This window comes from Micromonospora xinjiangensis (assembly GCF_056150165.1).
Genome location: NZ_JAXCFO010000003.1, coordinates 301,932 through 316,805 on the forward strand (window position 1 = coordinate 301,932; position 14,874 = coordinate 316,805).

The following is a 14,874-nucleotide window of genomic DNA, read 5'->3' on the forward strand; positions in this document are numbered from 1 at the left end:
GGGGGCTCGCCCCCCTCGGGGCCCCCCCACCGGGCGGGGGGCCCCGGCAGTCCCGCGCCCCCGCCGCCGTGATCGTCGGTTACTGGGTGGCGGCCGGCTTCAGGCAGAGCACCCGGTTGGCCCCGTCGCCCGGCAGCACCACGTGCGGCTGGGCCGGGTCGGCGCACTTGTCCTTGTTGTCCACCTTCGAGACCACGGTGAACGCGCCCGCCTCGCCACACTCGGCGGGGGCGGCACCCTCGCCGGCCTGCTTCACGCAGGTGCCCACCGCCGGGTCGAAGGCCGGCGCCTGGTCCCCCCCGATCTTCCCGAGCAGGAAGAGCAGGCCGAGCGGCACGGCCAGGATCAGCACCGCGGCGGTCAGCACCGCGGCCAGGACCCGCCCGTTGCGGACCTTCGGCGGCGGCGCGGCCGGCGTCTCAATCTTCGGCTGCTCGTCCGGGCTGAACGCGTCGAACCGGTTCTGCTCCGGCGCGGACGGGCTCTGCGCCCACGGAGCCGGCTGCTGCTGGTCGGGCCCGTTCTGTGCCCACGACGGGACCGGCTGCTGCGGCGGCGGCGGGAACGCCGGTGGGAAGGCGCTGGTGGGCGCCGGCTGGTGGTCGGGAAGCGACGGGGGGCCGTAGCCCGCCGCCGGGGGCACACCGGGATCGTGGGGTGCGGGCGACCCGAACGGGTCGGCCGGCCGCTCGCCCGGGTGCGGACGCGTCCCGTTGACCGGGCGGGTGTTGTTCGGCGGCTCCGCGAAGGTCGGCACGCCCGGCGGGAACGACGGCGGTGCCGGCGGGCCCGGTTGCTGCGGGCCGGAGTCGGCGTAGCCACCGGGGGACGGGGGCGCCAGCTCCCGCTCGTCGAAGCGGGGCTGCACCTCGGGGCGCGCGTTCGCCCCGTACGCCTCCGGAGCGGCCTGCTCCGGCTCGTCAGCCGGCTCGGGCCGGGCGGGACGCCCGTACACCCGGGGCTGCGGGGTCGACGTGCCCTCCGGCCGTGCGGGCTGGTCGGTCGGCGGCATCACCCGGCTGGCCAGTGGCACCGCGGCGCTCGCCGTGGCACGACCGGCCGCCGCGCCGGACTCGGGAGAGGTGCGCGGCGCGGGCACCACCGGGCCGGCCGGCGAGGCGGGCTCGTCGGTGCGGGCCTCCGCACCCCAGGCGGGCTGCTCCGGCTCGTACGCCGGCTCGGCGGACGGCCAGTCGCCCCGCTCGCCCGAGGTCGGCTGGGCGGCGGCCGCGCCGAACGGGGCCGGCGGCGGGAACTCGGCGGGCGGCACGTAGTCGGCCGGCGGGGCGGCGGCCAGGCTCGCGCCCGGCACCCGCGCCTCCTGCGGCGGCAGCGGCACGGCGTTCGCCGGCGAGATTCCCGGTGCGGGACCGGGCTGGTAGATCGGGGCCTCCTCGGCCGGCCGGTTCCCGGAGTCGGCGTCGGCGTTGCCCCACGCCTCGCCCGGCGCCCACGGCTCCACGTCGGGCACCGCACGGTCGGACGGGGTGCGCTGCGGCAGAGCACCGGCACCCGGCACGCTGGCGCTGGCCCGCGCGGGCGCGCTGCCCGCGTCGGCCGGCCAGCCGCCGGCGCCGGCCTGGTCGGAGGCCGGCTCGCCCCAACCACCCGAGGCCCGGGGGTCCTGCGGATGGTCCTGGGCCTGGTTGATCAACCAATCGGGTTGCCGGGGCCGGTCGTCCTGGCCGGCCCCCCAGGGCTGCCCGCCCTCGTCCTGCTGGGTCGCGGTGCCGGCCCGCCAACCGCCGGAGTTCTCGGGCTGCGCGGCCGGGCTGGACTGGGCCGCGGCCGCGGCCTGCCAGCCGCCGGAGCCGTTCACGTCCTGCTGCGGGGGCCACCCGCCGGAAGCGGCCGAGTCGTCCGCGGTGGGCACCTGGGCGGCGCCGCGCGCGGCCGGCTCGGCCGGCGTCCACGCCGGTGCCGGCTGCTCGCCCTGCGCCCAGGCCGGCTGGTCGGCCTGCTGCTGGCCCGGGGTCCAACCGCCCGTGCCGGCGGCGTGGTCCTGTGCGGGACCACCGGCCCAGCCGTTGCCGGGTGCGGACTCGTCCGGGCGGGCGCCGGCATCGGGCCAGCCGCCGTTCGCCTGCCCCTGCGCCGGGGTGCCCCAGCCGCCGGGTGCGGGCTGGTCGCCCTGCGGCGGCACCGCACCGGGCTGCTGCTGCGGCGTCCACCCGCCGGAGCGGGGCGCGTCGTCCTGCGGCCAGGCCTGCGGCACCGGGACCTGGGCGGCACCGCGCACGGGCTGCGCCTGCGCCTGCGCCCAGGCGGGCTGCTCGGAGGCGTCGGCCCAGGCCTGCCCGGCCGGCTCGCCCTGCCCGCCCCAGGCGGGCTGCGGGGCACCGGTCGCGTCCCACGGGGCGGGCTGCCCCGGGTCGGCGGGCGGCGGTGTCTGACCGGCGTTCCAGGGGGCGGGCGGCTGCTCGTTCTGTGCCGCCCAGGCCGGAGTTGCGGGGTGGGATCCTGCCGGTGGCGGGGGCGCCCAACCCAAATCCGGGCCGCCGTTGCCGTAGGTCCCCGGCTGCGCCGGGCGTTCGCCGTACGGCGCCGGTCCGCCGGCGCCCGGCGACACCTCGTCCGGCTCCTGGCCGGGGTGGTGCGGGCCCTCGGACGTCATCGGTGCGCCTCCTCATCACATGTCGGCTGCCGGTGCCGGTTGGTCTCGTCGGCGTGGCTGCCGGCGTCGCCGGCGTACCGGCCGTGCCGGGCTCCCCGCACCGTATCCGGTGGCCGTGCACGGCATCCGGGGAGCACCGGTCGTCACTCCGCGTGGTCACTCCATGTCGAACTGTCTCTGTCGGCTCGACCTGTCGCGGGTCGGCGGACGACGACCGAAGCCCACCGTACCGGGCGCTGCGCCTAGGTGGAATCCCGGTGCCGAGGGCTGTGAAACGCCGATGACCCGCCCGGGGCGTCCGGGCGGGTCATCGATCTGGAGGAGGTGAGGAATGTCGTGGTGCGTCAGCTCATGTGACGCTGGGCGATCGCGAGAAGCTCCTCGCGGACGGCCGGCGAGTTCGCGGAGCGCAGCGCGTGCTCGATGGCACGGGCGCGGCGGTTGGCGTCGCGGCGGGTCTTGATTCGCTCGATCATGCTCATGGTCGGTCTCTCCTCCGGCTATTCGGTTGTCAGCCCCTTGATGTCTCTATTGAACCCCATCCGGACGCCGACTTCCATCGATTATTAGGTGAGCTGCGACACGAGCCGAACAATCGAAGGCCAGAGGCGAGCTTCTCCGAAGTTTCTGTCTCCCAACGGACACGGCCGGTGTGCCGGGTGTTAACCCCGGGCACACCGGCCGTGGCTGGTGCGGTGGACCGGTCAGGTCCAGGCGAGCAGGGCCGCCTCCGGATCGGTGAGGAAGTCGCCGACGTCCCGAAGGAACTTCGACCCGAGCTCACCGTCGATGATCCGGTGGTCGAAGGAGAGGCCGAGCGTGGTGACCTGACGTGGGCGCACCTTGCCCTTGTGCACCCACGGCATCTCCCGGATCGCGCCGAAGGCCAGGATCGCCGACTCGCCCGGCGGCAGGATCGGCGTGCCGGTGTCCACTCCGAACACACCGACGTTCGTGATGGTCAGGGTGCCGCCGGACATGTCCGCCGGGGTGGTCCGGCCGGCCTTGGCCGTCTGCACCAGGTCGGTCAGCGCGTCGGCCAGCTCGCGGAGCGTGAGCCGGCCGGCGTCCTTGACGTTCGGCACGATCAGGCCCCGGTCGGTCGCGGCCGCGATCCCCAGGTTGACGTACTCCTTGACGACGATCTCGTCGCCCGCCCAGGACGAATTGATCATCGGGTGCCGCCGCACGGCGAGCAGCACCGCCTTCGCCACCAGCAGCAGCGGCGAGACCCGGACGTCACGCCACTCGCGACGGCCGCGGAGCCGGTCGAGCGCCTTCATGGCCCGGGTGACGTCGACGGTAAGGAACTCCGTCACGTGCGGGGCGGTGAACGCCGAGCGCGACATGTTCTCCGCGGTGAGCTTCCGCACCCCCTTGACCGGGATGCGCTGCTCCCGGTCGGCGCCGAAGCTCGCCGCCGCCGTGGCGGTCGCGACGGCGGTGGCCGGCTCGACCGTGCCCGCGGCGGCTCGTTGCACGTCCTCCCGGGTGATCGAGCCCAGCGGGCCGGACCCGGTCACCGTACGGAGGTCGACACCCAGGTCCTTCGCGAGCTTGCGCACCGGCGGCTTGGCCAGCACGCCCGTCGCCCGCCCGTTCTGCCCGTGGGAACCGCCCGGGGCCGGTGCCGGCGCGACCGGCGCGGGCGCCGGAACGGCCGGAGCCGCGGCCGGGGTGGCCTGCGTCGGGATGTCCCCCTTGCGGGGCCGGCGCTTCGCCGCGGTCGTACGCGGGCCGTAACCGACCAGCACCGCCGTCCGCCCACCCGGGGCGGGGCCGCCGATGAGGCCTGGCTCGACCATGCCCTCGGCCGGCGCCACCTCGACCGCCGCCAGCGAGGCCGCCGACGGGACGGGGCCGTCACCGCTCGGCGGCGGGGTGTCCAGCGGGCCGGCGTCCGGGTCGGTGTCGATCGCGATGATCGGCGTGCCGACCTCGACCGTCGTGCCCTCGGGGTGGAAGATCGTCTGGATCCGACCGGCCCACTTCGCCGGGATCTCGACGGCCGCCTTGGCCGTCTCCACCTCGACGATCGGCTGGTTCAGCTCGACGACGTCGCCGACCTTGACGAGCCAGCTGAGGATTTCACCCTCGGTCAGACCCTCGCCCAGGTCGGGCAGGTTGAACTCCTTGATCCGGGACATGTCGCTCACCAGCCGAAGGTGCGGTCGACGGCGTCGAGCACCCGGTCGAGGTCGGGCAGGTACTCCTCCTCCACCCGGGCCGCCGGGTAGGGGGTGTCGAAGCCGGCCACGCGCAGCACCGGGGCCTCCAGGGAGTAGAAGCACTCCTCGGTGATCCGGGCCGCGATCTCCGCGCCGAGACCGACATTGGAGGGTGCCTCGTGCACGACCACGGCCCGGCCGGTGCGCCGCACCGACTCGTACACCACGCCGAGGTCCAGCGGGGAGAGCGTGCGCAGGTCGATGACCTCCAGGTCGCGGCCGTCCTCGGCGGCGGCGGTCGCCGCGTCGAGGCAGGTGCGGACCATCGGGCCGTACGCCAGCAGCGTGAGGTCGCTACCGGGGCGGGCGACCCGGGAGGCGTGCAACGGGTACGCGTCGGCCAGCGGGGCGTCCAGCTCGACCGGCCCCTTCTCCCAGTAGCGCCGCTTCGGCTCCAGGAAGATGATCGGGTCGTCCGACGCGATCGCCTGCTGGATCATTACGTACGCGTCCTGCGGGTTGGCGCAGGACACGACCTTCAGCCCGGCGGTGTGCGAGAAGTACGCCTCGGGCGACTCGGAGTGGTGCTCGACGGCGCCGATGCCCCCGCCGAATGGAATGCGGATCACCATGGGGATCCGCAGCTTGCCCCGGGAGCGGTAGTGCATCTTCGCCACCTGGGACACGATCTGGTCGTACGCCGGGTAGACGAAGCCGTCGAACTGGATCTCGCAGACCGGCCGGTAGCCGCGGATGGCCAGGCCGACCGCGGTGCCGATGATGCCGGACTCGGCGAGCGGGGTGTCGATCACGCGCTGGTCGCCGAAGTCCTTCTGCAGACCGTCGGTGATCCGGAAGACACCGCCGAGCTTGCCGACGTCCTCGCCCATGACGACGACCTTCGGGTCGGTCTCCAGGGCGCGACGCAGGCCGACGTTGAGGGCCTTGCCGATGCTGAGCGTCTCCGTGGCCATCAGTGGGCGCTCCCCTCGAACGACTCCAGGTACCGGCTGAACTCCTCGCGCTGCTGATCCAGCAGGGGCGATCCGTGGGGATAGACGTGGTCGAAGAGGGTGATCGGCTCCGGGTCGGGCATCGCGAGTACCCGCTCGCGCAGGTGCACGGACTCGCGCTTGGCCTGCTCGTCGACCTCGGCGAAGAAGTCGGCGTCGGCGATCTGCTGCTTCTCCAGGAAGGCCTTCATCCGGGCGATCGGGTCCTTGGCCTGCCACGCCTCGACCTCGCTCGCGATGCGGTAGCGCGTCGGGTCGTCGGAGGTGGTGTGGGCGCCCATCCGGTAGGTGTACGCCTCGATGAGGCTCGGGCCCTGCCCGTGCCGGGCGTTGTCCAGCGCCGTCCGGGTCACCGCGTACGTGGCCAGCACGTCGTTGCCGTCGACCCGCACGCCCGGGAAGCCGAACCCGGCCGCGCGCTGGTAGAGCGGGATCCGGGTCTGGCGCTCCAGCGGCTCCGAGATCGCGTACTGGTTGTTCTGGCAGAAGAACACCAGCGGCGCGTTGAAGACGCCGGCCCAGACGAATGCCTCGTTGACGTCACCCTGGCTGCTGGCGCCGTCACCGAAGTACGCGATCACCGCCTCGCCGTCGTCGGTGCCGGTCTTGCCGTCCATGGAGACGCCCATGGCGTACCCGGTCGCGTGCAGGGTCTGGGCCCCGATCACGATCGTGTACATGTTGAACTTGAACTCGTTCGGGTCCCAGCCGCCCTGGTCGACGCCCCGGAAGAGGCCGAGCGGCATGATCGGGTCGATGCCCCGGCAGTAGAGGACGCCGTGCTCCCGGTAGGTCGGGAAGGCCATGTCCTGCGTACGCAGGGCGCGACCGGAGCCGACCTGCGCCGCCTCCTGGCCGAGCAGGCTGGCCCAGATGCCCAGCTCGCCCTGGCGCTGCAGCGCGGTGGCCTCGGCGTCGAGCTTCCGTACCAGCACCAGGTCGCGGTAGAGGCCCCGGTACTCCTCGTCGGTGAAGTCGACGCGGTACTCGGTGCCGTCCGGCCCGGTGACGCTCTCGATGCGCTCACCCTCGGGGGTGAGCAGCTGTACGAGCTCGGGGTCGCCGCCCGCGCCCTTCCTGGAACGGGGTGCGGCCCGCCTGCTGCGGGTCCCGGCCCCGGGGTCGCCCTTTGCCATCCGTCTCTCCCTGTCGTGTCTGCGCCGGCACCGGGGGGTCACCCGACCGCGCAAATCCTGCGCCGGCCCGGCGGTGCCGGACCGGTTCTGGCGGCCGCGCCTAGCCCCGGTGGGGGTTGCCGCGCGGCGTGAGCCGGATTCAGTTGGCCGAACCCGGTTCGGGGAGCGCCGGCATCCGCCGCGCCTGCCGCGAGGATGCGCGGAGGCCGCGGCTGCGTTGCCGTCGTGCTCCATATTCGCAGAGGTGGTGAGCGGGCCCACAGTACGCCCGGCCTGGTCTATCTCCCCCGAGCGCTTCGCGGCCTTTGTCAATATCGGCGCGTGGCGCGCCCGGCGACGATCCGGTGATGGTTCGTCACCGTTCGGGTAGTTGCCCGTGGCGACACGCTGTAGGGGTCTGGCGGACGGAGCGTTACTGGGCCAGGCTGGTTCCCGGCAGGATCGCCTTGATCGGGCGGTTTGCCACATCTGCTGGCCCGGCCCACGTCCGGGACCGTCCACGATCGACGACGAGGGAGGCCCCGGTGTCCGAGCCGGCCGACGATCCCGGTACGCCGCTGCTCGGTCGACACCGCGCGGCAAACGGCGGCTACCGGCGGGTGGTGGGCGCGCATCGCGCTCCGGGCTCGGCCGGTCCGTCCCGCGGCTACCTCTTCACCGTCGCGCTGCTGGCCGGCACCGCCTCGATGCCGATCCTGGCGGCGATCAGCACCGGTTCGGCCACGGTGGGCAGCACGGCGCTGCCCGACAGCAGCACTCCGTTCATCCCGACGCCGTCCGTCGGGCCGGTGGTCGTCCCGCTGCCGGCGTTCAGTCAGCCGGCGCCGCCACCCGCCCGCCCCGTGACCAGCCCTTCGGCGGTGAGTGGCTGGTCACCTGGACTGCCGGCCCGCGAGTCCGAGCGAGAGCGCGGTGGCGTGGACCGCGCCGGGACGGGTTCGGGCGGGGTGCCTCCGGGTCCCCGGCGACCGGTGCCCCCGCCGCCGCGCCCCGCGCCGAGCGTCCCGCCGCCATCGCGCACGCCGACGCCGAGTGCGTCCCCGACCGTGACCCCGACGCCCAGCGCCTCGCCGACCGACGAGCCCACCGCCACGCCCTCGCCGTCCGCCACGACCACCGAACCGACCCCGCCGCCGACGGCCGATCCCACCGACTCGGCGCCGCCGAGCGGCCCGCCGGACGTGGAAGGCTCGCCACCGACCGTCACCGCTCACCCTCGTCCGACCGCCGATCCCTCCGGCCCGACCACGGGTGCGCGTCCGTCCGTGACCCCCGCCTCCGGGCGCTCTCCCGCCGGGAGCGCGCCGCCGACGGCGGGTCGCGGGGTGCCGTCGTCCCGGGAGCCCGCGGACGACCACCGGCGCACGTCGCTGCCGGTACGGTGAGATCAGCCGGCAGCGCCGCAGCCCGGCCGGACCGGGCGGCCGGTCCGGGACGACTGTGACGATCGGGAGCGGCTGAGCCGCCGGCCGATCCGGCCGACGTGTGCACGTGGAGGAGACGGCGTGGGCGGCGGTACGCGATCTCGCCCGTCCCCGGCACCCCGGCCCGGTCCGACACTGCGGCTGGCCCGGGTGGTCACCGAGACGACCGCGCCCGCGGTGCTGGTCTCGGTGCTGATGGTGGCGGTCGGCTGGCACAGCACCCGGGGCGTGCACGGGCTCGGGTGGGGGTTGCTCGCCGCCCTCTTCGTCAGCGGCATCCCGTTCGCGTACATCGTCGGTGGCGTACGCCGGGGCCGGCTCACCGACCACCACGTCGGGCTGCGGGAGCAGCGCCGCGTCCCCCTGCTCGTCGGTCTCTGCTCGGTCGTGGCCGGGCTGGCCCTGCTCGCCGGGCTCGGCGCGCCGCGTCCGGTGCTGGCGCTGGCGGCGGCCGGTGTCGTCGGCCTGGTCGTGGCGGTGACGGTGAGCCACCGCTGGAAGATGTCGATACACACCGCCGTGGCCGCCGGCACCGTGGTGATCCTGGCCCTCACGTTCGGGGGCAGGCTGCTGCTCACCGCGCCGCTGCTGCTCCTGGTCGGCTGGTCCCGCGTGCGGTTGCGCGACCACACCGTGCCGCAGGTGGTCGTGGGTGGGCTGGTCGGCGGCCTGGTGGCCGGGCTGGTCTTCGCCGCGCTGCGCTGACGCCGCGGCGTCAGCGTCAGGGGCGGAGCATCGGCGGGTGCAGCAGCGTGGCGGGGCCCCGGCGGAAGAGCTGTGCCGGTCGTCCCCGGTCACCCTCGGTGGACCGGCCCACCGGCTCGACGAAGCCGGGAGTGCCGGTGACCTTGCGGTGGAAGTTGCGCGGGTCCAGCCGGGTGCCCCAGACCGTCTCGTAGACCGCCCGTAGCTGCGCCACGGTGAACTCCGGGGGGCAGAACGCCGCCGCCAGCGAGGTGTACTCGAGTTTCGACCGGGCCCGCTCCACCCCGTCGGCGAGGATCCGGTCGTGGTCGAAGGCCAGTTGCCCCGGAGCGAGGCGGCTGACCGGCAGCCACTCCGCCGAGGCCGCGTCGGTGCCGGCGACCGGACTGCCGAGGTCGGGTAGGAGGGCCAGCCAGGCCACGGTCACCACGCGCCCGCGCGGGTCCCGGTCGGGCCGCCCGTACGTGCCGAGCTGTTCCAGGTGCCCGGCCGGCTCGGCGAGGCCGGTCTCCTCGGTCAGCTCGCGGACGGCGGCGGCGGGCAGGTCCTCGTCGATGTGGACGAAGCCGCCCGGCAGCGCCCAGCGCCCCTGGTAGGGCTCGATGCCGCGGCGGACCAGCAGCACGTTGAGCGCGTCGGACCGGACCGTGAGCACCACCAGGTCGACGGTCACCGCGAAGGGCGGGTGCTCGGCCATTTCTTTATCACCACCTTGACGATAATCTAGCAGAGTGTTTATCGTCGTGATGACGAGAAATGGAGGTACGGGCGATGGCCGACGTGACGAGGAGACTTTTCCTGCGCCACCTGCGCGGGACGCCGACGAGCTGGACCCGCCTGCAGGTGGGCGGGCGGGTGCGCCGGGAGGGGACCGGCCTGTCGTTCTGGTACCGGCCGCTCCAGGCCGTCCTGAGCGAGGTGCCGGTGGAGGACCGGGAGCTACCGCTGCTCTTCCACGCCCGCACCGGGGACTTCGCCGACATCACCGTGCAGGCCACCGTGACCTACCGGGTGGCCGACCCGGCGCTGGCCGCCCGCCGGCTCGACTTCTCGATCGACCCCCGTACCGGCCGGGCCCGGTCCCGCCCACTCGACCAGGTGGCCACGCTCCTGGCCGAGCTGGCCCAGCAGCCCGCGCTCGACCTGCTCGCCCGGGTGCCGCTGGCCGAGGCGCTCGCCGCCGTCGCGCCGGTGCGGGAGGCGGTCTCGGCGACCCTGGCGACCGAGCCGAGGCTCGCCGACGTCGGCGTGACCGTGGTCAGTGCCCGGGTGGTCGCCATCCGCCCGGAGCCCGAGCTGGAGCGGGCCCTGCAGACACCCACCCGGGAGGCGGTGCAGGTCGAGGCCGACCGGGCCACCTACGCCCGCCGGGCCCAGGCGGTCGAGCAGGAGCGCTCCATCGCCGAGAACGAGCTCCAGAACAAAATCGAGCTGGCTCGGCGGGAGCAGCAGCTGGTCGAGCAGCACGGCGCGAACTCCCGGCGGAGGATCGAGCTGGACGCCGCCGCCGAGCTGGTTGCCGCACAGGGCAAGGCCGAGCGGCAGAAGGTCGCCGACGTGGCGGCCGCCGAACGGGCCCGGCTGCTCGCCGAGGTCGAGGCGGAGAAGGAACGGACGCTCGCCGTCGCCCGCGCCGAGGGCGTACGCGTGGTCGGGCGCGCCGAGGCCGAGGCGGAGGCGGCCAAGCTGGCCGCGTACGCCGAGCTGCCGCCGGCGGTCCTCCAGGCGCTGACCGTGCGGGAACTCGCCGGTCAGCTGCCGCAGATCGGGCAGCTCACCGTCACGCCCGACGTGCTCACCGACCTGCTGACCCGGCTGGGGCCGAACCGATGAGCGGCGGGAGCCGGCAGTGTCTGGTGATCGGTCCGGGCCCGGGGCAGCGACCGACGCCCGCGAGGTGCGGCCGGTGAGCACCCTCGCGCCGAGGATCGTGGTGGTGAGCCGGCGCAGCGAGCTGGACGAGCTGGTGGCCCGGCACGGTACGCGGGCGGCGGCGGCCTGGTACCTGAGGGAACGCGGCCGGGACCTGGCCGAGGTGATCGACCGGCACGAGGCGCTCCAGGCCGCGCTCACCACCGTCGGCGCGGCCGTCCCCGCCGACTGGCGGCGCGGCGCCGTCGACCGGGAGGACCTGCCCCGGTTCCTCTTCGGCCCCGAGGACGTGGTGGTCGCCGTCGGTCAGGACGGGCTGGTGGCCAACGTCGCCAAGTACCTGACCGGGCAGCCGGTGATCGGGGTGGACCCCGAGCCCGGCCGCAACGCCGGGGTGCTGGTCCGCCACCGGGCCGGGGCGCTGTCCGCGCTCCTGCCGGCGATCGTCGCGGGCGAGGCGGCGACCCGGCCCCGGACGATGGTCCGGGCTGCCCTCGACGACGGCCAGGAGCTGGTCGGCCTCAACGAGGTGTACGTCGGGCACTCCTCCCACCAGTCGGCGCGCTACCTCCTCTCGGTGGGCGAGCGCGACCGGCGCCGGCGGGAACGCCACTCCTCCTCGGGGGTCGTGGTCGGCAGCGGTACGGGGGCGACCGGCTGGTGCGCGTCGATCGCGCGCGACCGTCCGGGTGCGCCACGGCCGCCCGCTCCCGAGGAGGCCTCGCTCTGCTGGTTCGTCCGGGAGGCGTGGCCGTCCCCGGTCACCGGGGTCGACCTGACGGCCGGGCGGCTGGACGGCGACGAGCGGCTCGAACTGGTGGCCGAGTCCGAGGGGCTGGTGGTCTTCGCCGACGGCCTGGAGACCGACCGTCTCGGCCTCGACTGGGGTCAGCGGCTCACGGTCTCCGTGGCCCGGACCCGCCTGCACCTGGTGGAACCCTGACCCCGCGCCCGGGCCCGCCCCGAAGCCGACCGTCCCCGGCCGGCTGGGGCGCGGGTCAGTCGTCGGCCAGGCGGTGGCGGTTGGCCTCGATCCAGGCGTTCAGCGCCGCCGGGTCGTCCGGGTCGACCCCGTCGGCCATCAGGGCGGCCACCGCGGCGGTCGCCGGGCTGCGCCGCTCGCCCGTGCTGTAGAGCCGGGCGAACTCGGGCACCATCTCCTCGATCGCCGCGTCCGTCTGCGCCGCCGCACCCTCCGGGAGCCCCCGCTGCCGGCCGGCGTACGCGGCCCAGGCCCGCAGCACCCGGGGCAGCATCGCGGCGTCGTCCATGTCCAGCACAGCCCGCCGGTGCACCCAGTCGAGCAGGAACAACCCGGCGACCGCCGGGCTCCAGCGCAGCGGGTCCGCGTCCGGGAAGGTGGCCGCGTGGTCCAGCAGCAGGCTCAGGCAGAAGTGCAGCGAGGCCAGTTCCGGGCCGTCGACCGCGTCCAGCCCGGCGCGGGCGGCCTCGGGCGAGGCGAGGAAGCGGCGGACCAGGTCCGACCGCTCGGTGCCGGAGAGCGGCTCGGCACCGTGCGCCGCGGTCGCCGGTGCGGCGGGCAGCAGGGCGAGCCGGGCCCCGGCCAGCGCCCGGTCGGTGGCGAGGGCGCCCGAGCTGGGCAGCTCGCCCAGGTCGTCGGTGATGCTGAGGTGACGGGACACCTCGCCCCGCATCCGCGCCGGGTCCTCCTCGCGGAACCAGGTCATCTCGTCGGCCGCGCAGACCTGGCGGACCTGTTCGAGGATCTGTGCGGCCGGCCCGCCCACGAAGATGTCCTTGGTGATGCCGATGTTGTGGTCGACGAGCGCCACCAGGGCGTGCTCCGGGCCGCCGGTCTCGTCGTCGTAGGCGAACGTGGCCAGGTAGGAGGTCTGGTCGCCGTACACGTCGCCGTACGCCCAGGTGCCGGTGACGTGCACCCGGCCGAGCTGGTCGGACCACGACGGCGCCTGGCTGCCCGGCCGGACCCGTTCGGCGCCCTCGGCGTCCGGGACGAGGGTGGCGAAGACCGACCGGATGGTGGTGGCCGCGGCGGTGCGCCGGCGCGAGGTGGCCGCCAGGAAGCCGGTGACGAACTCCCGGACCGCGGTGTTGCGGTCGGTCTCCGCGATCGCGTAGACGCTGCCGAGCAGCGCGGCGCCGAGCATCTCGGCGTCCAGGGCGCAGTCCAGCCGGGTCACGTCTCGGGCGGCCTCGAGCACTGCGTCGTACGGGGTCCGGGGAGCGGCCATGCGTCGACCCTACGCCGGGCGGGGCGCGGCGGACAGCGGTAGCGAACCGGGCGGTCAGCGGCGGGCGGCGTCCCGCAGCGCGTCGCCCGCCTCGGCGTACCGCGCCAGAACGACCCGGACCGGGGCGAGCACGTACTCCTCACCCACGACGGCCACCGCCGCGTGGAGCCGCTGCTCGGCGCGGCGCCGGGCCCGGACGGCCGCCCAGCGGACGACGGGACGGGTCAGCACGGCGAGCAGCAGCCCGGCGAGGAGACCGCCGAGGAGCAGCAGGGTGGGCAGCGGCACCACACCCACGGTCGGGTTGTCCAGCTCGGGCAGGCCGAGGGCGCGCAGCGCGTACCCGAGCACCAGCCAACCCAGCCCGGCCACCGCGGCCAGGGTCACCAGCCACTGGCCGGCGCCGACGAACCGCCACCAGAGCGGCCGGCGGCCCAGGCCGAGATCGGTGGCGGCCACCGCCCGGTCCAGGGCGTCCGGCAGGTCGGCGAGGCGTGACCGGGCCGCCTCGGTCACGGCGGCCGGCCAGCCGGCGGGCAGTTCGGCGGCGGCGCGGTCGGCCACCGCGCGGATGGCCAACCCGAGCGCGGAACGCTGGGCGGCGGTCGGATCCGGCACGCTGGTCGCGGCGACCAGCGTCTCCGCGGGGTCGGTGGCCTCGCCGGGAGTGCCCGGCAGGTGCAGCCGGCGCAGCGGGTCGGGCCGCAGCCGTCGCCATCCCCGCACCAGCGGCCACCCGGTGCTCGCCACCGCCCGGTGCCGGTACGCCTGCTGCGTCGCCTCGGCGACCGCCGGCACCCCCGCCGTGCCCGCGAGGGCCCGGGTCAGCTCGCGGACCGTGGCGTCGTCCGGGCCGGTGGCCGGGCGGTCGGCGCCCACCAGCTCGCCCAGCTCCGTCACCACCGTGTCCACGTCCCCGGCGAGGCGGCGCAGGGCCGCCTGGCGCTCGGCGACGGTCCGCTCCAGCGCGCCGCGCAGGTCGACGATGCCCGTCGGGTCGGTGGCGGTGGTGGCGAGCAGCGGCACGCCGTCGAGCCCGTCGGCGTCGAGCAGCCGGCGCAGGTCGGCCAGGACCCGGGGCAGCTCGGCCGGGGGGAGGCGGTCGGCCTGGTTGAGCACGACCAGCGTCACGTCGCGGTGGCGGTGGAACTCGCGCAGGTAGCTGGTGTGGATGACCCGGTCGGCGTACTTCTGCGGGTCGACGACCCAGACCACCAGGTCGACCAGGCCGAGCAGCCGGTCGACCTCCAGCCGGTGGGACCGCTGCACCGAGTCGAAGTCCGGCAGGTCCAGCAGGACCAGGCCGTGCAGGGACGCCTCGTCGTCCGCGTCCAGCGCGCTCTCCCGGACGAACCGGTGCCGGGGCAGCACGCCGATCCAGTCGAGCAGCCGGGCCGCGGCCTCCTGCGGGCCCCAGACGCAGGCGTGGGCGACCCCGGTCGTCGGGCGGCGGACCCCGACCGGGGAGAGCTCCAGCCGGGCCAGCGCGTTGAAGAGGCTCGACTTGCCGCTGCCGGTGGCGCCCGCCAGGGCGACCACGGTGTGGTCCCGGGAGAGGGCGAGCCGGGTGCCGGCCCGCTCGACCAGGGTGTGCGCCGGAACGAGCTGCGCGTCCGGCAGGTGACCGTCCGCCGCGGCCAGGAATCGGCGCACGGCGTCCAGGCGGGCGAGCAGCGCGTCCGGATCGACCCGCTGGTCGCCGCCCCGGAGCGCCTCACGCATCCGGCCG

The 14,874-nt window shown here is 75.4% G+C and carries 11 protein-coding genes; 3 read left to right on the forward strand and 8 right to left on the reverse strand.

Translation table 11 applies throughout. The annotated features are described in order from the left end of the window. Positions 1 to 79 precede the first annotated feature (79 nt). From SM573_RS13280 to pdhA, 5 genes are all read right to left on the reverse strand, one after another. Positions 80 to 2,614 (reverse strand): LppU/SCO3897 family protein, encoded by a 2,535-nt coding sequence (locus SM573_RS13280; protein WP_474616182.1) that lies wholly within the window; start codon positions 2,612 to 2,614, stop codon positions 80 to 82. Between the two features lie 344 nt (positions 2,615 to 2,958). Beyond that, entirely contained in the window at positions 2,959 to 3,096 is a 138-nt protein-coding gene (locus SM573_RS13285) for a hypothetical protein (RefSeq protein ID WP_165947343.1), read from the reverse strand. 222 nt (positions 3,097 to 3,318) lie between these two features. Continuing rightward, positions 3,319 to 4,761, reverse strand: a complete 1,443-nt coding sequence (locus tag SM573_RS13290) for a dihydrolipoamide acetyltransferase family protein (protein ID WP_474613562.1) — start codon at positions 4,759 to 4,761, stop codon at positions 3,319 to 3,321. 5 nt (positions 4,762 to 4,766) lie between these two features. After that, complete coding sequence (locus SM573_RS13295) at positions 4,767 to 5,756, reverse strand: alpha-ketoacid dehydrogenase subunit beta (protein WP_474613306.1); 990 nt, start codon at positions 5,754 to 5,756, stop codon at positions 4,767 to 4,769. Then, positions 5,756 to 6,931, reverse strand: a complete 1,176-nt coding sequence (gene pdhA / locus SM573_RS13300; protein ID WP_474613305.1) for a pyruvate dehydrogenase (acetyl-transferring) E1 component subunit alpha — start codon at positions 6,929 to 6,931, stop codon at positions 5,756 to 5,758. Before pdhA ends, SM573_RS13295 begins: the two co-directional genes overlap by 1 nt. 1,505 nt (positions 6,932 to 8,436) lie before the next feature. On the opposite strand from pdhA, the gene SM573_RS13305 reads away from it, so the two are divergent. After that, entirely contained in the window at positions 8,437 to 9,060 is a 624-nt protein-coding gene (locus SM573_RS13305) for a phosphatase PAP2 family protein (protein WP_474613304.1), read from the forward strand. A gap of 16 nt (positions 9,061 to 9,076) precedes the next feature. On the opposite strand, the gene SM573_RS13310 is transcribed toward SM573_RS13305, so the two are convergent. Beyond that, a complete protein-coding gene (locus SM573_RS13310; RefSeq protein ID WP_474616183.1) occupies positions 9,077 to 9,757 on the reverse strand; it encodes an NUDIX hydrolase in 681 nt (226 codons plus the stop codon). 74 nt (positions 9,758 to 9,831) lie between these two features. Between SM573_RS13310 and SM573_RS13315 the strand changes: the two genes are divergently transcribed. Both SM573_RS13315 and SM573_RS13320 read left to right on the forward strand, forming a co-directional pair. Further along, a complete protein-coding gene (locus SM573_RS13315; protein ID WP_474616184.1) occupies positions 9,832 to 10,893 on the forward strand; it encodes an SPFH domain-containing protein in 1,062 nt (353 codons plus the stop codon). Between the two features lie 73 nt (positions 10,894 to 10,966). After that, positions 10,967 to 11,875, forward strand: a complete 909-nt coding sequence (locus SM573_RS13320) for an NAD(+)/NADH kinase (protein ID WP_474616185.1) — start codon at positions 10,967 to 10,969, stop codon at positions 11,873 to 11,875. Between the two features lie 55 nt (positions 11,876 to 11,930). Here the strand turns inward: SM573_RS13320 and SM573_RS13325 are convergent, their stop codons facing one another. Then, on the reverse strand, positions 11,931 to 13,145 hold the full coding sequence (locus SM573_RS13325) for a hypothetical protein (RefSeq protein ID WP_474613300.1): 1,215 nt from the start codon (positions 13,143 to 13,145) through the stop codon (positions 11,931 to 11,933). Positions 13,146 to 13,199: 54 nt separating this feature from the next. Further along, a complete protein-coding gene (locus SM573_RS13330) occupies positions 13,200 to 14,867 on the reverse strand; it encodes a GTPase (RefSeq protein ID WP_474616359.1) in 1,668 nt (555 codons plus the stop codon). Between the last annotated feature and the right edge of the window lie 7 nt (positions 14,868 to 14,874).